19 protein-coding genes and 3 pseudogenes are annotated in these 20,487 nt (G+C 71.4%); 10 read left to right on the top strand and 12 right to left on the bottom strand.

Features of this window, described 5'->3' with window-relative positions; all coding sequences use genetic code 11:
* The first annotated feature begins 132 nt into the window (after positions 1 to 132).
* The 3 genes and pseudogenes from ABT114_RS13275 to ABT114_RS13265 all read left to right on the top strand — a co-directional run.
* Entirely contained in the window at positions 133 to 2,943 is a 2,811-nt protein-coding gene (locus ABT114_RS13275; RefSeq protein WP_351141817.1) for a helix-turn-helix transcriptional regulator, read from the top strand.
* 224 nt (positions 2,944 to 3,167) lie between these two features.
* Positions 3,168 to 3,956 carry a S1 family peptidase gene (locus ABT114_RS13270; RefSeq protein ID WP_351141815.1) on the top strand — a complete coding sequence of 263 codons (789 nt, stop codon included), beginning with the start codon at positions 3,168 to 3,170 and terminating at the stop codon, positions 3,954 to 3,956.
* Between the two features lie 168 nt (positions 3,957 to 4,124).
* Positions 4,125 to 4,262: pseudogene (locus tag ABT114_RS13265) on the top strand (LysE family translocator); the annotation flags it as partial.
* A 38-nt stretch (positions 4,263 to 4,300) separates the two neighbouring features.
* Here the strand turns inward: ABT114_RS13265 and ABT114_RS13260 are convergent.
* Entirely contained in the window at positions 4,301 to 5,404 is a 1,104-nt protein-coding gene (locus tag ABT114_RS13260; protein ID WP_351141813.1) for a winged helix DNA-binding domain-containing protein, read from the bottom strand.
* Between the two features lie 280 nt (positions 5,405 to 5,684).
* Between ABT114_RS13260 and ABT114_RS13255 the strand changes: the two genes are divergently transcribed.
* The gene (locus ABT114_RS13255) at positions 5,685 to 6,836 is read left to right on the top strand and encodes a magnesium and cobalt transport protein CorA (RefSeq protein ID WP_351141811.1); all 1,152 of its coding nucleotides are present in this window, start codon (positions 5,685 to 5,687) and stop codon (positions 6,834 to 6,836) included.
* A gap of 70 nt (positions 6,837 to 6,906) precedes the next feature.
* Here the strand turns inward: ABT114_RS13255 and ABT114_RS13250 are convergent, their stop codons facing one another.
* From ABT114_RS13250 to ABT114_RS13240, 3 genes are read right to left on the bottom strand one after another with little or no spacing between them, the layout of a single operon-like run.
* Positions 6,907 to 7,581, bottom strand: coding sequence for a 3-oxoacid CoA-transferase subunit B (locus ABT114_RS13250; RefSeq protein ID WP_351141809.1), 675 nt, complete (start codon positions 7,579 to 7,581; stop codon positions 6,907 to 6,909).
* Positions 7,578 to 8,246: a 3-oxoacid CoA-transferase subunit A gene (locus tag ABT114_RS13245; RefSeq protein ID WP_351141807.1), complete on the bottom strand. Its 669-nt coding sequence runs from the start codon at positions 8,244 to 8,246 to the stop codon at positions 7,578 to 7,580. The genes ABT114_RS13250 and ABT114_RS13245 overlap by 4 nt, the downstream gene beginning before the upstream one ends.
* Positions 8,243 to 9,448, bottom strand: coding sequence for a thiolase family protein (locus ABT114_RS13240; RefSeq protein ID WP_351141805.1), 1,206 nt, complete (start codon positions 9,446 to 9,448; stop codon positions 8,243 to 8,245). Before ABT114_RS13240 ends, ABT114_RS13245 begins: the two co-directional genes overlap by 4 nt.
* Positions 9,449 to 9,531: 83 nt before the next feature.
* Between ABT114_RS13240 and ABT114_RS13235 the strand changes: the two genes are divergently transcribed.
* Complete coding sequence (locus ABT114_RS13235) at positions 9,532 to 10,416, top strand: LysR family transcriptional regulator (protein WP_351141803.1); 885 nt, start codon at positions 9,532 to 9,534, stop codon at positions 10,414 to 10,416.
* A 279-nt stretch (positions 10,417 to 10,695) separates the two neighbouring features.
* Positions 10,696 to 11,451, top strand: coding sequence for a GbsR/MarR family transcriptional regulator (locus ABT114_RS13230; RefSeq protein WP_351141801.1), 756 nt, complete (start codon positions 10,696 to 10,698; stop codon positions 11,449 to 11,451).
* A gap of 231 nt (positions 11,452 to 11,682) precedes the next feature.
* Here the strand turns inward: ABT114_RS13230 and ABT114_RS13225 are convergent, their stop codons facing one another.
* From ABT114_RS13225 to ABT114_RS13210, 4 genes are all read right to left on the bottom strand, one after another.
* On the bottom strand, positions 11,683 to 12,471 hold the full coding sequence (locus ABT114_RS13225) for an ABC transporter permease (protein WP_351141799.1): 789 nt from the start codon (positions 12,469 to 12,471) through the stop codon (positions 11,683 to 11,685).
* On the bottom strand, positions 12,468 to 13,469 hold the full coding sequence (locus tag ABT114_RS13220; RefSeq protein WP_351141797.1) for an ATP-binding cassette domain-containing protein: 1,002 nt from the start codon (positions 13,467 to 13,469) through the stop codon (positions 12,468 to 12,470). Before ABT114_RS13220 ends, ABT114_RS13225 begins: the two co-directional genes overlap by 4 nt.
* Before the next feature lie 71 nt (positions 13,470 to 13,540).
* Positions 13,541 to 14,386 (bottom strand): DUF4097 family beta strand repeat-containing protein, encoded by an 846-nt coding sequence (locus ABT114_RS13215; protein WP_351141796.1) that lies wholly within the window; start codon positions 14,384 to 14,386, stop codon positions 13,541 to 13,543.
* Between the two features lie 82 nt (positions 14,387 to 14,468).
* On the bottom strand, positions 14,469 to 14,999 hold the full coding sequence (locus ABT114_RS13210) for a hypothetical protein (RefSeq protein ID WP_351141794.1): 531 nt from the start codon (positions 14,997 to 14,999) through the stop codon (positions 14,469 to 14,471).
* Positions 15,000 to 15,445: 446 nt separating this feature from the next.
* Here ABT114_RS13210 and ABT114_RS13205 point away from each other — a divergent pair, with 446 nt between their 5' ends.
* Together ABT114_RS13205 and ABT114_RS13200 are read left to right on the top strand one after the other, a co-directional pair.
* Positions 15,446 to 15,970 carry a GtrA domain-containing protein gene (locus ABT114_RS13205; protein WP_351141792.1) on the top strand — a complete coding sequence of 175 codons (525 nt, stop codon included), beginning with the start codon at positions 15,446 to 15,448 and terminating at the stop codon, positions 15,968 to 15,970.
* Between the two features lie 43 nt (positions 15,971 to 16,013).
* A complete protein-coding gene (locus ABT114_RS13200; protein WP_351141790.1) occupies positions 16,014 to 16,184 on the top strand; it encodes a hypothetical protein in 171 nt (56 codons plus the stop codon).
* Positions 16,185 to 16,234: 50 nt separating this feature from the next.
* Here ABT114_RS13200 and ABT114_RS13195 read toward each other — a convergent pair whose 3' ends face one another.
* The 4 genes and pseudogenes from ABT114_RS13195 to ABT114_RS13180 all read right to left on the bottom strand — a co-directional run bounded on the left by ABT114_RS13195 (position 16,235) and on the right by ABT114_RS13180 (position 18,616).
* Positions 16,235 to 16,900 carry an SDR family NAD(P)-dependent oxidoreductase gene (locus ABT114_RS13195; RefSeq protein ID WP_351141788.1) on the bottom strand — a complete coding sequence of 222 codons (666 nt, stop codon included), beginning with the start codon at positions 16,898 to 16,900 and terminating at the stop codon, positions 16,235 to 16,237.
* A gap of 41 nt (positions 16,901 to 16,941) precedes the next feature.
* Positions 16,942 to 17,091, bottom strand: a pseudogene (locus ABT114_RS13190) (alcohol dehydrogenase); the annotation flags it as partial.
* Between the two features lie 84 nt (positions 17,092 to 17,175).
* Positions 17,176 to 18,108: a M48 family metalloprotease gene (locus ABT114_RS13185; protein ID WP_351141786.1), complete on the bottom strand. Its 933-nt coding sequence runs from the start codon at positions 18,106 to 18,108 to the stop codon at positions 17,176 to 17,178.
* A gap of 136 nt (positions 18,109 to 18,244) precedes the next feature.
* Entirely contained in the window at positions 18,245 to 18,616 is a 372-nt protein-coding gene (locus tag ABT114_RS13180) for a BlaI/MecI/CopY family transcriptional regulator (RefSeq protein WP_351141784.1), read from the bottom strand.
* A 170-nt stretch (positions 18,617 to 18,786) separates the two neighbouring features.
* Between ABT114_RS13180 and ABT114_RS13175 the strand changes: the two genes are divergently transcribed.
* Positions 18,787 to 19,461 carry a DedA family protein gene (locus ABT114_RS13175; protein ID WP_351141782.1) on the top strand — a complete coding sequence of 225 codons (675 nt, stop codon included), beginning with the start codon at positions 18,787 to 18,789 and terminating at the stop codon, positions 19,459 to 19,461.
* 46 nt (positions 19,462 to 19,507) lie between these two features.
* A pseudogene (locus ABT114_RS13170) lies at positions 19,508 to 20,161 on the top strand (phosphatase PAP2 family protein); the annotation flags it as partial.
* Positions 20,162 to 20,487 lie beyond the last annotated feature (326 nt).

Genomic DNA, 20,487 nt, shown 5'->3' with positions numbered 1-20,487 from the left:
CATTCGTCCGGGCCGTGAATTTACATATGCATCGCCCATTGTTATATCCCTCACCACTCCGTCCGTCCGAATTTCAAAGAGACGTTGCCTAGAATTTGGTACGGACACGACACACGGAAGGGAGCGGTAACCGTGCGACGGGACTTCCAGGAGCCTGCCCGATGCCGCCCCGACCTGGTCATCGGCCGGGAGGAGCTGTTCACGGCGGCCCGGGAGCAGCTCGGCCGAGGCGGCAGTGTGCTGCTGCACGGCCCCGCCGGAATAGGAAAGTCGACCGTGCTGCGGGCATTGACCGCGGAATACGGGCAGGTGGCCCGTACCGTGTTGCGGTGCTCCGCGACGGAGTCCGAATCCCACCTCCCGTTCCTCGCCCTGGCCGACCTCCTCGGTCTGGCCCTCGGCGAGGTGTCCGACAAGCTGCCCGCCGCCCAGCGCACCGCGCTGGAGTCGGCGATCACCGGCCGCGGCGAGTCCACCCTCCAGCGTGACGGCCTCGCACTGCGCCTCGCCGTGCTCTCGGCGCTGCGCGCCCTCGCCACCGAGGGCCCCGTCCTGATCGTCGCCGACGATCTGCAGTGGCTCGATTCGGCCAGCGCCGAGCTCCTCGGCTTCGCCGCCCGCCGCCTGGGCGACACCCCGGTGCAGATGCTGTGCGCGGTGCGCACCGAAGGCCAGGAGTACGACCGCCATCTACGCGCGTCCCCGCCGGACACCCTCGCCGTGCGGCTCAACCCCCTCTCCCGCGCCCAGGTCTCCGCCCTGCTCGACCACCGCGGCTACACCGATCTGCCGCGCTCCACGGTCCGCGACATCCACCGCACCAGTGGCGGCAACCCGCTGTTCGCGCTCGAACTGGGGCGCGCCCTCGGCGAGAATCCCACCCCGCCCAGACCGGGCGAGCCGCTGCCGGTGCCCACCTCGCTGCGGGCGCTGGTCCTCAACCGCCTCGACATGCTGTCGGACGACGTCCGCCGCACGCTGCTCGTCGCCAGTGCCGGCGCGCGCCCCACGCTGTCGCTGCTGCTCGCGGCCGGCCGCGAGAACGCCGAGGCGGAGACGACCCAGGCCGCCCGGCTCGGGCTGCTGGCGACGGAGCCGGACGGTCCGGCCGTACGGTTCGCGCACCCGCTGATCTCCGCCGCGCTGTACGCGGAGGCCCCCGCGCAGCAGCGGCGGGCCGCGCACGCGGCACTGTCCACGGCGGCGTCCGACCCGATCGAGCGAGCCCGGCACCTGGCCCTGGCGACCACCGGTACCGACCCGGACGTCGCCGCCCGGCTCGCCGGCGCCGCCGCGCTGGCCCGGGACCGCGGCGCCCCGTCGGTCGCCGCGTCACTCGGGCTGCTCGCGGCCCGGCACACCCCGGCGGGCAGCACGCCCGGCCCGGACGACCGGCGGTTGCAGGCCGCGGAGGACGCGATCACCGCCGGCGAGGTGGAGCTCGCCCGGGACATCGCGCGCGAGGTGCTGACCCGGGCCACGGTGCCCGCCGAACGGGTGCGGGCCTGGATGGTGGTCATCGAGTCGGCCGGGCAGGCCCTCGGCGAGGTCGACGCCGTCTTCCCGCAGGCGCTGGCCGACGCGGGCGACGACCCGCGGCTGCTCGCCCTGGTCCACTACCAGCTGGCCTGGCGCGGACTGGTCGTCGAGGGCGACTTCCCCGAGGCCCGGCAGGAGGCCGCGCACGCGGCGGAGCTGGCCGCGCGCGGCGGCGACCGGCGCACCGAGCTCATGGCGCTGTCCTTCCAGGCCTCGACCGAGACCCTGATGGGCCACTCGGACGCCCCCGCGACCATCAAGCGCGCGCTCAGGGAACCCCAGGACCCGTACGTGGCGTGCCACCACAACGGCCCCGGCGCGGCCCGGTTCCGCTGGCTGCTGATGAGCGACCAGCTGCCCGAGGCCCGTACGACCATCACCGCGCTGCTGCGCGAGGCGCAGCGGCGCGGCATGGTCGAGAGCGAGGTGCACTTCCAGCGCTTCCTGGCCGAGACGGAGCTGCGCTCCGGACACTGCGGCCGGGCCCTGGACCTGGCCCGCGAGAGCCTGCGGCTGGCCCGGGACTCCGGGATCGGGCTGGGCGCCTCGGCCATGCTCACCTCCCTCGCGGAGGCGTCCGGCGGAGACGTGGAGCGGGCGCTGGAGCTGGCGCGGGAGGCGGCAAAGCGCGCCGAGGAGGACGGCGACCAGATGTACCTTTCCCGGGCCCTGGCCGCCTTCGGGTACGCCCAGTTGGTGGCCGGGGACGCGGCGGGCACGGTCCGTTCGCTGCGCCGGGTGCGGGAACTGGAGCTCGGGCTCGGCATCATCGACCCGGCGCGCGGCCGCTGGCAGAGCGACCTCGCCGAGGCCCTCGTACGGATCGGGGAGCCGGGCGAGGCGCAGGACGTGATCGACGTGTCGCGCGAGCACGCGCTGCGGCTGGGCCGGGAGAGCGTGCTGGCCGTACTGGACCGCTCGGAGGCGCTGGTGCGGGCGGCCCGCGGCGACCAGGAGGCCGCGCTCTCCCAGCTGACGTCCGTTCAGGACCGGCTCGCCAAGCTGGGATACGGCCTGGAGGAGGCGCGGGCCGCGTTCGCACTGGCCCGGCTGCGCACCCAGCGGCCCGGGCCGACGTCGTACGACGAGGCGGCGCGGCTGTTCCGGCGTTGCCGTGCGGTGCCCTGGCTGCGGCAGGTGGACGCGGCGGCCGCGGAGGAGCCGGTGGAACCGGTCGTCGCCGCCCCGCGGGATCCCGCGCTCGACGCGTTGGAGGGCCTCGCCGCGATGGAGCGTCAGGTCGCCGCGCTCGTCATGGAGGGCGCGACCAACCGGGAGATCGCCGCGCGGCTGTACATCAGCGTCAAGACGGTCGAGGCGACGCTGACCCGGGTCTACCGCAAGCTGGGGATCCGCTCACGGGTGGACATCGTCCGGCTGGCGGCGAGGCACCACGCGAAGTGAGCGTCGCACGGGTTTACTGCACTGGCGGGTTTGCCGAGGGGCCACCGAGGGTTTTCCCTGCCCAACTCCCTTAGGGGGTTCCCTCATTGGGAGGCAGGTGTTCCGGGTCCTAGCTTTTGGGGTGTGCCGCTCGCCCGGGCACACGGGGGTCGGTCCCGCGGCCCCCGTGCACCACCCCCCACACCCGCGCGCCCCCCACCGGCAACCCCCCACTGAGGAGACTCATGTTCGGGCTCAACCGCGCAAAGAGAACCGCCGCCGTCGTCGCGGCGACCGCTGCCGCCGCCACCGCCTTGCTCAGCGCCCCCACCGCTGTAGCCGCCCCCCAGCCCATCGTCGGCGGCACGACGACCACGACGACGACGTACCCGTTCATGATGCAGATCACGGACGCCTCTCAGAACCAGTTCTGCGGCGGCACCCTGGTGTCGGCGACCAAGGTGGTCACGGCCGCGCACTGTATGGTCGGCGAGACCACAAGCAGCATCAGAGTCGTCGGCGGGCGCACCTACCTGAACGGCACGAACGGCACGGTCAGCAGGGTCAGCAAGATCTGGATCAACCCGGACTACACGGACGCCACCAACGGCGACGACGTGGCCGTCCTGACGCTTTCGACGTCGATGCCGTACACGACGGCGTCGTACGTCTCCTCCTCCCAGACCAGCCTGTACGCGGCCGGCACCACCGCCCGCATCCTCGGCTGGGGCACCACCTCGGAGAACGGCAGCTCCTCCAACCAGCTGCGGACCGCGACCGTCCCGATCGTGTCCGACACCAGCTGCAAGAGCTCCTACGGTTCGGACTTCGTCCAGACCGACATGGTTTGCGCCGGATACACCTCCGGCGGCGTTGACACCTGCCAGGGCGACAGCGGCGGTCCCCTGCTCATCGGGGGCGTCCTGGCAGGGATCACTTCTTGGGGCGAGGGCTGTGCCGAGGCGGGTTACCCGGGTGTCTACACCCGGCTGACCACCTTCTCGAGCCTGGTGACCGCGCAGGTCAACTCGTAGCCCGGAAGGACTCCTGAGCACCCCTCAGGTGATTGCCAGGGGGCGTTGCGGGCTACCACGAGCAGCCCGCAGCGCCCCCTTTCCATGCCCGGAGCGTGGGTCGCCTGCCTGGATGGCCTTGACGGCCTTGAACGGCCTCGATCGGCTGCCGGACGGGGGGTGAGGGACATGGTGTCCACCGACCGGTATCTGGCCTTCGCGGCGATGTCGCTGATGGTGATCGTGATTCCCGGGCCGAGCGTCCTGTTCGTCATCGGCCGGGCGCTGGCCCACGGCCGTCGCACCGCCGTGGCCACGGCGGTCGGGGGCCGGGCGGACTGAACGCCCACCCCACCGCTGAGGCCTCACCGTCGTACGACGGTCCCGAACCGGATGTCGTACGCGGCACCCGGGTGCATGACCCCGAGCATCCGCTCCCCCTCTGCTGCGACCTCGTCCCGTTGGGTGTTGGTGAGCGTGCCGAAGGGCTCGATGACCAGGCAATCGCCCTCCAGCCTCCACAGACCGGCCAGGAAGCCGTCCACAAGGAGGGTGCAGTAGGCCTGGTTGCCCTGCCAGCTGCGGCCCCGGTACTCCTTCGGCACCACGCGGGTGCGGTCGGCGTGGGACAGGAGCAGATTGTCGAACTCGGGCAGGAAACGGGGCGGGGCCGAGGTTTCCGGGTCGGGGCGGGGCGCGTCGGGCAGGTCGAAGAGCTCGACGCCGCTCTCGTCCCAAAAGGTGACGAGTCGCGGGCGGAGCCGCTCGAAGGCGTCACGCAGACGGGTCAGGCCGGCCCAGGTCTGCATGTCCTTGACGGAGGCCGGCCCGAAGGCGGCGAGGTAGCGCAGGACGGTCGCGTCCGGTGCCGGGGCAGGCTCGGCGGAGCGGCCCAGCCAGCGCTCGGCGGTGGTGAGCGCGACCTGACCGCTCTGCCCCCACAGCCCGCGCGGGGTGACCTGGACGAGCGGCAGCCGGCAGCGCGCGGCGACGCCGAGCGCCTGCGGGTCGGCGTCCGGCCACTCCACGAGCAGCGCCTCGCGCAACTGCTTCATGGTGTGCGGTCCGGCCTCGACGAGCTCGCGGGCGAGGGCGGCCAGCCGGTCGAGGTCGACGCCGGCGAGCCCCTTGCGGAAGTTCGTCAGCTCGCGGTCGCGGGCGGGCTGGACGAGCGGCCGCAGGGTGAGGCAGTCGTCGGCGGTGTGCGTGTGGATGGTCGAGCGCATGGTGACGATACGGACGACCTCGCGGTCGGCCATCAGCCCCGACAGCTGCTCAGGGGCGAAGCCGTCGAGGCGGGCGGCGAGCGCGTAGTACGGCGGCTTCACGTTCTGCGCCTGGAGGCCGAGCAGATGCGCGACGGCCGCCCCGGCGGTCAGCGGCGAGCGGCGCAGGAGCAGCTGCCGGTCGAGGGTCGCGCGGTTGAGGGCTCGGGTGCCGAGCAGGGGGGCCGTCGTCGTCTTCGTCATGCTCGGCACGCTAGTGCCGCTTGCGGACACCTTCTGTCCGCAACTCTCACCGGATCCTGGACCCGCACGACACCCGCACGCCGTTTGCCCCGTATATCCTGCTACGTGATCAAGCAAATCCGGTGGATCACGTGGATCACGTGGATCACGTGGACGACGCGGGTCCCGTGGACGACGCGGGTCCCGTGGACGACGCGGGTCCCGTGGACGACGCGGGTCCCGTGGACGACACGGATCCCGTAGATCACGCAGCCATAGGCGCGACCGAGAGGCAGCCGCGATGCCCGAGCGACGTCCCGCCTCGAACGGCGCCAGGAAGTCCGTCTGGCGCCGCTCCCTGCCGCCGCCGCAACCGCCGGCGCCGAACCCCGCCCCGCCCGCCGACGCCCCGGGCCCCGGGCCCGCCGACGCGGCCAGCGTCGTCCAGGCGGCCCTGTACCGCGACGGCGTCCGGGTCTCCTCCTCCGCCTCGCTCGCCGAGACCTTCCGGGAGCTGCGCGAGCAGCCGTCCGGCATGGCGTGGATCGGCCTGGCCCGCCCGACCGAGGCCGAACTCCTCTCTCTCGCCTCGGAGTTCGACCTGCACCCGCTCTCGGTCGAGGACGCGATGGAGGCTCACCAGCGCCCGAAGCTGGAGCGCTACGGCGACACGCTGTTCGTCGTCCTGCGCGCCGCCCGCTATCTCGACGCCCCCGAGGAGGTCGACTTCGGCGAGCTGCACGTCTTCGTCGGCCCCGACTTCGTCATCACGGTCCGCCACGGCGCGGCTCCCGACCTCTCCGCCGTCCGCCGCCGTATGGAGGAGACGCCGGAACTGCTGAAGCTGGGCCCCGAGGCGGTCCTGTACGCCATCCTCGACGCCGTGGTCGACGGCTACGCCCCGGTCGTCGCAGGCGTCCAGAACGACGTCGACGAGATCGAGACCGAGGTCTTCCGCGGCGACCCCGAGGTCTCTCGCCGCATCTACGAACTCTCTCGCGAGATGGTCGAGTTCCAGCGCGCCACCCGCCCGCTCGTCGGCATGCTGCACGGCCTGATGGCCGGCTTCGCCAAGTACGGCACGGATGAGGAACTCCAGCGCTACCTCCGTGACGTGGCCGACCACGTCACCCACACCAGCGAACGCGTCGACAGCTTCCGCCAGGCCCTCCAAGAGATCCTCACGGTGAACGCGACCCTGGTCACCCAGCAACAGAACGCCGAGATGCGGGCGTTGGCGGAGGCGGGGTTCGAACAGAACGAGGAGATCAAGAAGATCTCTTCTTGGGCGGCTATTTTGTTCGCTCCGACGCTGGTCGGGACGATCTACGGGATGAACTTCGACAGCATGCCGGAGTTGCACTGGGTACTCGGTTACCCCTTCGCGATCATCCTGATGGCAGTTGTATGTACCAGTTTGTACGTCATCTTCAAGCGGAAAGACTGGCTCTGAGTAATCGCCGTGAGAGGCGCCGCCACGAGGAGCTGCAGCCTGAGGAACGCCCCGCGTCCGACCGCTGACGTCAGATCCGGGCGGGCAGGAGCGGCAAGTCCAGACGGCCCGCGAGATCACCGACGGTGGGGCCGAAGGTCTCTCGAACCACCACTCCCTGCGGGGTGATGTCGAAGACGGCGAGGTCGGTGTAGACCCGGTCGACGCAGCCCGGTCCGGTCAGCGGGTAGGTGCACCGGGGTACGAGCTTGGGCGCGCCGGTCCTGGTGAACAGCGTCATCATGACGAAGACCTTCTTGGCCCCGATCGCCAGGTCCATGGCTCCGCCGACGGCGGGGATCGCGTCCGGTGCGCCGGTGTGCCAGTTGGCGAGGTCACCGGACGCGGAGACCTGAAACGCACCCAGGACGCAGATGTCCAGGTGGCCGCCGCGCATCATGGCGAAGGAGTCGGCGTGGTGGAAGTACGCCGCTCCGGGCAGCTCGGTCACGGGGATCTTGCCGGCGTTGGTGAGATCGGGGTCGATCGCGTCGCCCTGGGCTGCGGGACCCATGTTGAGCATGCCGTTCTCGGTGTGGAGCACCACACCGGAGTCGGCCGGCAGGTGGTCGGCGACGAGTGTCGGCTGACCGATGCCGAGGTTCACGAAGGCCCCGTGGGGGATGTCCCGGGCGATGCGAGCGGCGATGTCGTGCTTGCCCAGGGGGCGTTGCTGGGCGTCCGCGGCGGGTCGGTCGGGGTTCATGCGCTTACCTCCTGCACCACGCGGTCGACATAGATACTCGGCGTCACCACGGATTCCGGGTCGATCACTCCGGTGTCGACGACTTCGCGGACCTGCGCGATCACGGTGGTCGCGGCGGTGGCCATGACGGGTCCGAAGTTGCGGGCGGTCTTGCGGTAGACGAGGTTGCCCATACGGTCGGCACGGTGGGCGCCGATCAGCGCGACATCGCCCTTGATCGGATACTCCAGCACGTAGGTGCGGCCGTCGATGACGCGGGTCTCCTTGCCCTCGGCCAGCAGGGTCCCGGCTCCGGTGGGACAGAAGAACGCTCCGATCCCTGCTCCGGCCGCCCGCATCCGCTCGGCGAGAGTGCCCTGCGGTACGACGTCCAGCTCGATCTTGCCGGCCCGGTACAGCTCGTCGAAGACGTAGGAGTCGCTCTGCCGGGGGAAGGAGCAGACCACCCTGCGGACGCGCCCCTTCGCCAGCAGCGCGGCGAGGCCGGTGTCGCCGTTGCCGGCGTTGTTGGACACGACGGTCAGGTCCGTGGCGCCCTGGCGGATGAGCGCGTCGATCAGGTCGACGGGCATGCCGGCCATGCCGAAGCCGCCGACCAGCACGGTGGATCCGTCCTGGATGCCGGAAACGGCCTCGTCGGCGTGAGCACAGAGGTGGACGGTCATCGGCTCGTCTCCGTCACGTTCTCCAGGACCACGGCGAGCGCCTGGCCGACGCCGATGCAGATCGCGGCGACGCCCCACCGTTCTCCGGACTCCTTCAGCCGGTGGGCCAGGGTGCCCAGCAACCGGCCGCCGGAGGCGCCCAGCGGGTGGCCCAGCGCGATGGCGCCGCCCTTGGTGTTGACGATCGACGGGTCGATCTTCCACGCGTCCACACAGGCCAACGACTGCACGGCGAACGCCTCGTTGAGTTCGACCGCGGACACATCGGACCAGGTGATGCCCGCGCTCTTCAGGGCCCGATTCGCCGCCTCCACCGGGGCGAAACCGAACATCTGCGGGTCAAGCGCGAACACCCCGCGGCCGGCGACACGGGCCAGCGGGTCCGCGCCGATACGGGCCGCGGCGGTCTGCGAGCCGAGGAGCACGGCCGAGGCGCCGTCGCTCAGCGGTGAGGCGTTACCGGCTGTGATCACACCGTCGGGGCGGAAGGACGGCTTGAGCGCGGCGAGCGTGTCGGCCGTGGAGCCCGGCCGGATGCCCTCGTCCCGGGTCAGCGTGCCGCCCTTGCCGTCCACCGCGACCGGCACCACCAGGTCGTCGTAGAAGCCGGCCGTCCACGCCGCGTCGGCCAGCCGGTGGGAGCGGACGGAGAACTCGTCCTGCCGCTCCCGCGGGACGGCGAACCGGTCGGCCAACTGCTCGTTGGCCTCGCCCAGGGAGACCGTCCACTCCTTCGGCATCCGTTCGTTGACGAGCCGCCACCCCAGCGTGGTGGAGACTGCGGTCACGTCCTTGGCGGGATAGGCCCGATCCGGCTTCGGCAGCACCCACGGGGCCCGGCTCATCGACTCCACACCGCCGGCCAACACGATGTCCGCGTCACCGGTCTCGATGGTGCGAGAGGCCATGATCGCGGCGTCGAGAGAGGAGCCACACAGCCGGTTCACGGTCACGGCGGGAACAGAAGTGGGCAATCCGGCCAGGAGAACGGCCATCCGGCCGACGTTGCGGTTGTCCTCGCCGGCACCGTTGGCGTTCCCCCAGACCACATCGCCGATCTCGCCCGGATCAAGCGCCGGAACCTTGGCCAGGACGCCGCGCACGGCGAGCGCCGCGAGGTCGTCCGGCCGTATCCCGGCGAGGGAGCCGGAAAACCGCCCGAAGGGTGTCCTTACTGCTGCGTACACGTAACTGTCGGTCACGCCTTCACGGTAGGAGCGAGGACTTCATCACGTCCAAGACTTAGTTCTTCTTCATTGATAAGGCCGCTTTATAGAATCAACCCATGGAGCTCCGCCAGATCCGCTACTTCCTCACGCTCGCCGAGGAATGCCACTTCGGGCGCGCGGCAGCCCGTCTGCACGTCGCGCAGCCCGCTCTGTCCCAGCAGATCAAGCAGCTGGAGCGCGAGCTGGGCACTCCCCTGTTTCACCGGTCCACCCGGCACGTCGAACTCACCGAGGCAGGACGGCATCTGACCGGTTACGCACGCACGCTGCTCGCCGAGGCCGAACGCGCGCGGGTTCACATGACAGAGCTCGCCACCGGCCACGCGGGCCGCGTCTCCGTCGGCTTCATCGGCACCGCCACCTACGATGTGCTTCCACGCGTCGCACGAACCGTACGGGCCCGGCTGCCCCACATCACCCTGGACCTGCGCGGCGAGCTGCTCACTCCGCAGCTCGCGGACGGCCTGCTCGACGGCACCTACGACCTGGCGGTTTTTCGTTCCGGCGCTGCCACCGAAGAGCTGAACAGCACGCCGCTGCGCACTGAGCCCCTGGTGGCCGTGCTGCCGGCTCACCATCCGCTGGCCACCAGCCCGCAGATCTCCCTGGGTTCACTGGCCGGCGAACCCTTCGTCATCCATCCCGCACAGGCCCGATCCGCCATGCACGACCGCGTCCTGTCCGCCTGCCGCCGGGCCGGCTTCCAGCCCCCGTCCCTCGTCGAAGTCGGCGAGACCGCCACCCTCGTCGTCCTCGTGGCCGCCGGCCACGGCGTCGCACTTGTGCCGGCGTCGGTGCAGAGCCTGCGGCTCGACGGCGTCACCTACGTGCCGCTCGCCGAGACAGAGACCATCGATCTCGTCCTGGGCCGCCGGACCCACCGCAACTCATCCTCGGTGCAGCGGGTGGCATCGATCATCGAGGAGTGCGCACACGCTTGACCGTCGAAGGTGGGGACAGTCCGACTGAGTGCGGTTTCTCCCGGCGGACCACTCCGGCAGGGGATGAAGGTTGCCGCTGTTTCTGATGAGGGAAACGCTACGTTGCATTCATAATTCCAGGAACAGACTCGTTGCGAAAAATATCCACCACTACAGGTGGTAGCCGAGAAATCGTTGCAATGGTCTCGAATCTAATGCAACAACCTCCCATCTTTTCGTTGCGTTGAATTGGAAGTGAACGCTATGCTGGAGGCGTCACTGAGCACAAAGGAGATTGCGATGCCGGGAGGCAGGCTCACTCAGCCCGAACGTCAGCAGATCGCGCTGGGGCTGGCCGACGGCCTCGCCTACGCGGAGATCGCCAGACGTCTTGAGCGCCCGACCTCGACGATCACGCGCGAGGTGATGCGCAACGGCGGCCCCACCACCTACCGCGCCGACCTGGCCCACCGTGCCACCGAACGCCGCGCCCACCGACGCAGGCAGGCCGCGCCCCGGGGGACGGAGGCGCCCGCGCAGGCCCACGGGCGCGACGCCGAGGCGGTGCGCGAGTACGAGGAGCTGTTCACCACCGTCATGATGCAGTCGGGCATGCCCACGATGATGTCCCGAGTGATGGCCTGCCTCTGCCTCACCGACGCGGGCAGCCTCACCGCGTCCGAACTCGTCCAGCGCCTCCAGGTCAGCCCGGCGTCCGTCTCCAAGGCGATCGCGTTTCTCGAGAGTCAGGGCATGATCCGCCGGGAACGCGACGAACGCCGCCGCGAGCGCTACGTCGTCGACGATGACGTCTGGTACCAGTCGATGATGGCCAGCGCCCGGTCCACCGCCCACATCGTCGAGATCGCACGACAGGGTGTCGGCGTCCTCGGCCCCCGCACCCCGGCCGGCACCCGCCTGGAGAACGTCGCCCGCTTCCTCGACTTCGTCTCCGAGAGCATCGCCCGCGCCGCGGAGCAGGCCCGCGAGATCCTCTACACGAAACCCGAAACGACCCCGGACAACACCGCCGAGCCAAGGCCGGATCGCGGCTAGACAGCCTCGGCGACCACCGCCGGGACGTCGGCCCCCTTCGAGAACACCCCAACCCCTGGTACGCCTTCAACCACACCGGCCTGTGCAGCGCGAGTTCAGCTGACGGTGTCGACGGCGCGGGCCCTGCAGGTGCGGAGAACGCCGACGGGGCGGCGTACGCCGACGCGGTGTCGGAGTACGCCGCCCTGGAGTGGGGCGAGGTGCTGGCCGCGGTCCGTAGGCTGCGGCCCGCTACTTCGGGTCGCGGTTGAACACCGACTTGGACCAGACGTAGCCGAGCGCGGCCAGCCCCAGGCACCAGACCACGGCCAGCCACCCGTTGTGGCCGATCTCGCTGCCGAGCAGCAGCCCGCGCAGGGTTTCGATGGCCGGGGTGAACGGCTGATACTCGGCGATGGGCTGGAACCACCCCGGCATCGCTTCGACCGGGACGAAGGTGCTGGAGATGAGCGGCAGGAAGATCAGCGGCAGCGCGTTGTTGCTGGCGGCCTCGGCGTTCGGGCTGATCAGGCCCATGCCGACCGCGATCCAGGTGAGCGCCGTGGCGAAGAGCACGAGCAGTCCGAACGCCGCGAGCCACTCCAGGACGGTGGCATCGGTGGAGCGGAAGCCGATGGCCACGGCGACGGCGCCGACGAGGACCACGCTGATGATTGACTGCAGGACGCTGCCGACGACGTGCCCGATGAGCACGGAGCCGCGGTGGATCGCCATCGTGCGGAAGCGGGCGATGATGCCCTCGGTCATGTCGTTGGAGACGGAGACCGCGGTGCCGATCGTGGTGCTGCCGATGGTCATCAGCAGCAGGCCCGGGACGAGATACGCGATGTACTCGGAGCGGTCGGCACCGCCGCCGATGCCCGCGCTCATCACGTCCCCGAAGATGTAGACGAAGAGCAGGAGCAGCATGACCGGGGTGAGCAGCAGGTTCAGGGTCAGCGACGGGTAGCGCCGTGCGTGCAGGAGGTTGCGGCGCAGCATCGTGGAGGAGTCGCGTACGGCGAGGGTCAGGGAGCTCATCGGACAGCCTCCTTGGGCTGGTTCGGCTGGTTGGCGCCGCCGGTCAGGGCGAAGAACACGTCGTCGAGGTCGGGGGTGTGCACGGTCAGCTCGTCCGCCTCGATGCCGACCGAGTCCAGCCAGTCGAGGATCGAGCGCAGCTCGCGCTGGCTGCCGCCGCTGGGGATCTGCAACGCCAGCGCCTCGTCGTCCCGGGTGGCCTCGCGCAGGGCGGAGGCGGCGCTCTGGTACGCCGCCGGATCAGAGAACCGGAGCCGGATGTGCCCGCCGGGGATCAGCCGCTTCAGCTCGTCGGCGCTCCCCTCGGCGACGATCTTGCCGTCGTTCAGCAGCGCGATGCGGTCGGCGAGCTGATCGGCCTCCTCCAGGTACTGGGTGGTGAGGAAGACGGTGACGCCGCCCGTGACCAGCTCGCGGATGATCTGCCACATGGTGTGCCGGGCGCGTGGGTCGAGGCCGGTGGTCGGCTCGTCGAGGAAGATGATCCGCGGGTCGCCGACCAGGGTCATGGCGATGTCGAGGCGGCGCTTCATGCCACCGGAGTAGCTCTGGGCCGGCTTCTTCGCGGCCTCCACCAGATCGAAGCGCTCCAGCAACTCGGCGGCGACCCGCCGTCCCTCACGCTTGGACAGGTGGTGCAGGTCTGCCATGAGGAGCATGTTCTCCTCGCCGGTGATCAGCCCGTCCACGGCGGAGAACTGCCCGGTGACGCCGATCGCGGCACGCACCCCCTCCGGTGACGTGGCGACGTCGTGCCCGGCGACCTGGGCCTGCCCGCCATCGGCGGCGATGAGCGTGGACAGGATCTTCACGGCGGTGGTCTTGCCGGCACCGTTCGGGCCGAGCAGCGCGAACACGGTGCCGGCCGGGATGCGCAGGTCGATGCCGTCGAGGACGGTCTTGTCGCCGTACGACTTGCGCAGACCGACGGCGAAGACGGCGGCCGGCGACGGGTGACCGTCGCCTTGCCTGGGCGTGGGCATGACAGAAGATGGCATGGGGCCCTCCCCTTCGAAGGCGTGGCGTGGTGAGCGGTGAAGTGGTCTTGACTGTCAGGAGGTTGGGCGGGTCAGACCCGGGCGCGGCGGACGTCGATGTTGCCGTAGCGGGTCCGGGCGCGGACCTCGACCGTTTCCTCGGTCTTCTCCGGGCTCTCGGACGCGGCGAGCGTGTTGCGCACCTGCCCGTTGCTCGAGCTGGCGTCGAGCCAGGCGGCCGTGCCCTCGCGGATGCCGATCTCGATGGCGCCGTAGTTGGTCTCCAGCTGGACGGTGCCGCGGGCCACGTCACCCACGCGCAGGGTGCCGTGGGCCGTGGTCGCGGTGACCGAGCTCTCGGCGCGCTGGATGTCGATGTCGCCGTTGGCGCCGCTCACCCGCAGCTCGCCGATCGCGGCGCCGACGGTCGTGGAGCCGTGCGAGTTCTTCAGGACGGCCGGGCCGTCCACGACACCGACGCGCAGGCTGCCGGAGCTGGTGGTGATCTCGGCCAGGCCCTCGACCTCGTCCACGGTGATCGAGCCGTGCGACGCGGTCAGCTGCAGCGGGCCCGTCACATCCAGGCGGACGTCACCCGACGACGTCTTCACGCGGACCTCGCCGAGCCGGCCCTCGCCGAGCACCTGGGTCCAGGCGCCGGTCACCTCCACCCGCGAGCCCGTGGGCAGTTCGACCGTCACGTCGACGGCGCCGGAGGGCCCGATGAGATAGCGCCCCTTGGGCGTCCTGATGGTCAACAGGCCGCTCGCGTACGTGACCTCGGTCTGCTCGGCGACCCGCACGTCCTTGTCCTTCTTCGGGTCGCGGGGCCGCACCTCGACGAGGGTGTCGAGGCGGTCGCTCGCGGAGAACTGGATGGAGCCGGCTGCCACGTTGGCGGTAACCGAGATCGGCTGGGGAGTGTCGAAAGAAGGCATGGCTGTGTCGTCCTCATCAGTCGTCGGGGCGTCCCCGCAGGTGGGACGTGGTGTAGGTGAAGCGGGACGGGCACGGGTGCGGCTAGCGCACCCAGCCCGTGAAGCTCTGTCCGATGGTGCGGGTCTTCTGTGCTGTACGTGCTGCACGCGGCGCGGCACCGCCCTCGACCGCGGCCGACACGGCCCGCACCAGCCACGCGTTGACCGACAGGCCCTCGCGGCTCGCGGCCTCCTCGGCGCGCGCCTTGAGGTGGGCCGGCAGGCGCAGATTGACGCGGGCGGTGCCGCCCTCGTCACCGTCGGCCGGGGCCGGGGCCGGCGCCTTGAGCGGCTCGGCGGGCCCGCTCCGGTCCTCGTACGCCTCATCGCCCACTGGCCGCGTCACCACGAAGTCGGGGTCGAGCCCGCGCAGCCGTACGTCGACCGAGCCCGGGGCAAGTTCACGGGTGATCTCGTCCATCGCGGCGGAGAGCACATTGAGCATCGTCAGCCGGGTCGCCGACTCCAGGGGAGCGGTGAGCCGCTCGGCCAGCTCGCGGGCTTCTTCGCCGCCGGCTTCGGCGGCCACCGCGAGTTCGCGGCGGAGGTTGTCGACATACGGCGTGAGATCCATGACGTCATGATGGCACCACTATGGCGCCATACGCAAGCCCGCGAGGGGAGCAGTTGCGGGATGGGGCCAACCTGACGCATCTGACCTGCGGAAACGTGCCGACATCGAGTTGCGTCAACGCGGCGCCAAGTGGGGCCTCGACCCCTCTGGCACACCTAGTGGCACCACGACACCCCCGGCTGGGGACTTTCCGGCCGACCAGACCCAGGGCGCGCCCGGCGGGTCGCGCGACCGCCAACGGCGCACACCGAAGTTACGCCGAGTCGCCGACCTGCACATTTGAGAGCCCTTCCATGCCGTGGCACCACTGATGCCGTAGGCGGCACCACAAATGACTCCCATTAGCGCCACTCGTGTGCCATTATGGCGCCATTGGCAGCACGCCCCTCGGCCTCGCAGTCGAGGGGTGCGCGTTTCGCGGAGTGAGCCATCAAAGGGGTCGGATCATGGAGACAGCACAGAGCCAGCAGCAGGCGGCGCCCGGCGCCTTCACCGCCTTCGCCCGCTTCGTGCTCTGCGGCGGCGGGGTGGGGCTCGCCTCCAGCTTCGCCGTGGCAGCGCTCGCCTCCTGGATTCCCTGGGTCTTCGCCAACGCTCTGATCACCGTGGTCTCCACGCTCCTCGCCACCGAGCTGCACGCCCGCTTCACCTTCGGCGCGGGCGGGCGCGCGACTTGGCGCCAACATGCGCAGTCGGCCGGGTCCGCGGCGGCCGCGTACGCGGTGACCTGCTTGGCGATGCTTGTCCTGCAGCAGTTGGTGGCGGCGCCCGGTGCGGCGCTCGAGCAGGTCGTCTACCTGTCCGCCTCCGCACTCGCCGGTGTCGCGCGGTTCGCGATGTTGCGCCTCGTCGTCTTCGCGCGGAACCGTTCGCAGGCCGCGGCCACCGTCCGCACCGCCCGTCCCGTGCACGCGACCGTGGCCCACGCCTCGGCCTCGGCTGACCCTGCGGCGCTCGGCTACGCCGCCTGACCGTTCCGCCGGGCGGCGTGCCACGCGGGCCGGCCGGCGGAAAATGCCCGATGAGCCACGGGTTTGTCACTCCCGGAGGTGGCCGGCCGCCGAGGGCGGGCAGTCGCTGAACCTCAACGGCGCCTGCACCGCGGGAACCATCGCCCAGACCTTCGACCCCAAGGCCGGCGGCGACTACCTGGTGCAGTTCAAGTTGGCCGGCACACAGGGATGAGCGGGTGGGTGCCGTGTTCGTCACGGTCACCCCGAAGCCGTCGCCGTCGGTCAGCTGTCGAGGTCGTCGGCGAAGTGCCGGAACCCGTGCCGGTCCCGGTGCATGGTCCACAGGGTGTCCGCGAGCACGGCCGGATCCTTGCGGTGGTGTCCGGGAATGATCGCCCCGGGGATGATCAGCTGCCCGACGTGGATGCCCTCGGCGGCGAGCCTGTCGTGCAGGAGGTGGCCGTACGCGCTCTCGGCGGCGAAGGCGATCGACGTGCCGGCCCGGTCCGGGTGCGGGACGACGGCGGTGCCCCCGTTGACGAAGAGGATCGTTCCGCGGCCGAGGGCGCGCATACCGGGGAGCACCTGCTGTACGGCGACGACCGGGCCGTAGACGGAGAACTCGACCGGGCCGAGCAGATCCCTGTGCGTGGTCTCCAGGACCGGCCGCATGAAGTCCCGGTGCGGGACCGGGCTGTACTGCAGGACTTCGATGGGGCCGAGGGTCGCGTTCGCGGCGTCGAGGGCCGCGGCGAGGGCTTCCGGGTCCCGTACGTCGGCGGCGAAGCCGCGCGCCGTGACGGCCTGGCCGGACAGCCCGGCGACCAAGGCGTCGAGGCGGGTCCGGTCACGGGCGACGAAGGCGATGTCGTGGCCCTCGCGGCCGAAGCGGCGGCCGACGGCGGCTCCCAGGCCGGGGCCCGCCCCGATGATGGCGATGGTGGTCATGGCACGGTTCCTGTCGGTCAGGCGGTCAGGCGGTCAGGCGGTCAGGCGGTCAGGGTCGAGGCGTCGATCACGAAGCGGTCGCGCACGTCCGAGGCGTGGACGCGCTCGTACACCTCATCGATCTTGTCGGCCGGAATGACCTCGCCGTCCGCGCCCACGCCGTAGGCGGCGCAGAAGTCGAGCATCTTCTGGGGGCCGACGGCACCGGCGTCGACCACCGTCCCGGTCGTTCCCGGGTTGACGCCGGCCGGGACCGCTCATCGCCTGCCCGCTGGTCAGCGGGCAGCTTCTCCCTGGGCCACCTCGACCTCGTGGTGGAAGTCGAGTACGCCGGTCGACGCGGCGGCGCCGGAGAGGACCGCGCAGGCGGCCAGGAGGACGGCGATGCGGCGCGTGGCGCGGGACGGGCGGCCTGGCGGTGCGAGGAGGGCGGTGACCCGCTGGGGGACGGGGCCGGTCGTCACCGCGGGTGCGAAGTCGGGGCGGGGCGAGTGGGCGGCGTGGCCCGCCAGGGCGGCGCGCGCGATGGCGTGGGCGGTCAGGCGCCGGTCGCCGACGGCGGTCGCGGCGGCCTCGTCGGCGGCACGCTCCGCGGCCAGCCGGATCGCCGCGCGGGCCGGGCGCAGCGCGGGGTGGCAGTGCGCGGCGAGCTCGGCGGCGGCCAGGAAGTAGTGGTGGCCGCCGGCGTTGTGGGCGCGCTCATGGGCGAAGAGGGCCTCGCGCTCCCTTGGGCCCAGACTGCGCAGCATCCCCGTGGTGACGACGATGCGGTGCGGGCGGCCGGGCAGGGCGTAGGCGTCCGGATGGGGGGAGTCGACGACACAGAGGTCGCCTGCGGCGGGGCGCCGGCCGGCCTGCCGGCGGGCGAGGCGGAACGCCCTCAGCTGCCGGACCGCCGAGCGCCCCAGCGTCACCGCGCCGACGGTCAGCGCGCCGGTGGCGAGCGCGGCGGCGGGGGCGACGACGAGGTCGGAGGGGGCACGCAGGGGGTGGACGAGTTCGCCGAGCGCGGCGAAGGCAGGCACCCGCAGCAGTCCGGTCAGGACCAGGGCACCGAGCGAGGCCACACAGGCGCCCGCGAGCACCAGGGCGCAGACGGTGAGCGTCCAGAGCGCGACAACGGGGCGCGCGCCCTCCAGTGCGCGCCGGGCCAGGGGCGGCACCGCGAAGGGCAGCAGCAGGGGGGTGATCAGCAGGACGACGGTCATGGGGCGGCGGCCTCCCGGTGCGGGGGGTGGGTGGTCGCGGTCGAGGTGCCAGGGGCTGCGGGGGCGGGGCGGTCGTGGGGCGGCATCGTGCGGCGGCCTCCCGTGGTGGGGGCCGGGCGGGCGTCGGGCGGCAGGGTCATGTCTCGTCCGCCTCCAGGAGCTGGCGCAGGACTCGTTCGTCGTCCGGGCCGAGCTGGGCGACGAAGCGCGCGAGGACCGTCTCGCGGTCGCTGTCACGGTCGAGTTCCGTGTGCATGCGGCGGGCGGTGAGGCCCTGGGGGTCCTGGGCCGGGTGATAGGCGAAGCCGCGGCCATGTCGCTCCCGCTGCACGACACCCTTCTCGTGCAGCCTGGTCAGGATCGTCGTCACGGTCGTACGAGCCAGGCCGGAGTCGAGTTCGAGCTGTACCTGCGCCGCGGTGAGCGGCAGGTCCGCGGTCCACAGCACGGCCATGACGGCGGCCTCCAGCTCACCCGCCGGCCGGCGTTCGTCCTTCGCGTCGGTCATGGGAACGATCCTCACCCAGCGTTCGTCTACAGTGTCGTAGACCGTCTACAGGATTGTAGTCAATCGAGCAGTTGTTCAAGCAGTGCTGTTCGAGCAGTGCTGTTCAAGCGGTTGTTCTTGCGTTGTTCAAGCTGTCACTGAGCTGTCACTCATCGGAAGGTCTCGCGACGATGACCACCACCCTCCACCTATCGTCCCAGCTCGCCGTCAATGTGCTCGACGCCCGTTCGCTGCTGGCCGCCTTCGGGGTGCTCGGCGTCGGCGCGGTGCTGTTCGCCGAGACGGGACTGCTGATCGGCTTCTTCCTGCCCGGCGACTCGCTGCTGTTCACGGCGGGCCTGCTGTGCACCGGAAGCGCCGACCGCGGTGTGAAGCTGTCGTTGGGGCCGCTGCTGGTGGTCGCGGCGTTGGGTGCCCTGGCCGGATCGCAGGTCGGATATCTGCTCGGCCGGAAGGCGGGCGGGGCGCTGCTGGCCCGCACCCGCTCGGCCCGGCTGCGCGAAGGGGCGCACCGGGCGGAGGAGCTGCTGGAGCGGTACGGGTATGCGACGGCGATCGTGCTGGCCAGATTCGTGCCGGTGGTGCGGACCGTGCTCAACCCCGTGGCGGGCGCACTGCACGTGCCCGTGCGGGTGTTCACCGTGTGGCAGGTGGTCGGCGGGCTCGTCTGGGCGCTGGGCCTGACGCTGGCGGGGTACGCGCTCGGGTCCTCCGTCCCGAACGTCGACCGCTATCTGCTGCCCCTGGTCGCACTGATCGTCGTGGTGTCGCTGCTCCCGCTCGCCGCCGAGCTGTACCGCGCCAGGCGCGCCGCGAAGACGAGTGCGAAGAGGACGGAGGCCTGATGATCCCGGCCCTGCCCCGCCTGCACCGTCCGCCGGAGCCGACATCATGAGGCGTGGTGACGTCAGCGAGCTGTCGGGCAGCGTGGGGCTCGGCGCCTGGACCGGGTTCGGCGTGCTGACCATGGTCGTGGTCGGCGGCGACGGCGCCTCGCTGTTTCTGGACGACCGGCTGCACTCCTGGTCCATCAGCCACCGCCCGGAGGTGGCCGTGGCCGTCGCCCGCGCGCTGACCGCCACCGGGACCGGCGTCATCCCGTACGTACTCGCCGCGCTGGCCGGAGCCCTCGTCGGACGCACCGCGCGGCACCGGCTGCTCGGCGCCGCGCTCGGCGTCGCCTGCCTGGCCTCGGGTCAGCTCCTGCGGTACGGCGTAATGGCCCTGGTGCACCGGCCCCGCCCGCCGCAGCACGACTGGCAGACGCACGCCTCGGGCTGGTCGTTCCCCTCCGGCCACTCCACCACGGCGACACTGACCGCCGGACTGCTGATCGTCGCGCTGTCCGCGGCCGCCCCTCGCGCCGGCACCCCGCTCCGAGTCGTCGTCGGCTGCTGGGGCGCACTGGTCGGCCTGACCCGCGTCTATCTCGGCGTGCACTGGTTCACCGACGTCCTCGCCGGCTGGCTCTTCGCCCTGGGCTGGCTCGGGGTGTGGCTGTGCGCGGCGGCACGGTGGCTCCCGGGGAGGTTCATCAGGGGCACGGCCTTCGGCTCGGGCCCCGACATGGTCTCCGGTTCTGCTTCCGGTGCCGGCGCCGCCTCCCGCGCCGATACCGAATCCGGCCCCCACAACCCCCGCACGGGCCCCGCTGCCGACTCCCGCACGCATCCCGGGCCGGGCTCCCGCTCCGGCTCTCGCCCCGCTCCCCGTGTACTGAGCCGGTTCGTCCTGTCGGGCCGCGGCCCGACAGGCTCTCGGCGGCCGCCGGGCCGACAGCGCTGGTGGGGTCGCTGCTGCTGACGTACGTCAACGCCAGTGGCGTGCTGGGGCCGCTCCCGGCCCGGCCGCGCCCGCTGCTGCTCGCGGCG

This window comes from Streptomyces sp. NPDC002088 (assembly GCF_040296605.1).
In the GTDB taxonomy this organism is placed as follows: Bacteria; Actinomycetota; Actinomycetes; order Streptomycetales; family Streptomycetaceae; genus Streptomyces.
Note: the sequence above shows the minus strand (reverse complement) of the source record. Positions and strands in the feature narration are given on the sequence as shown.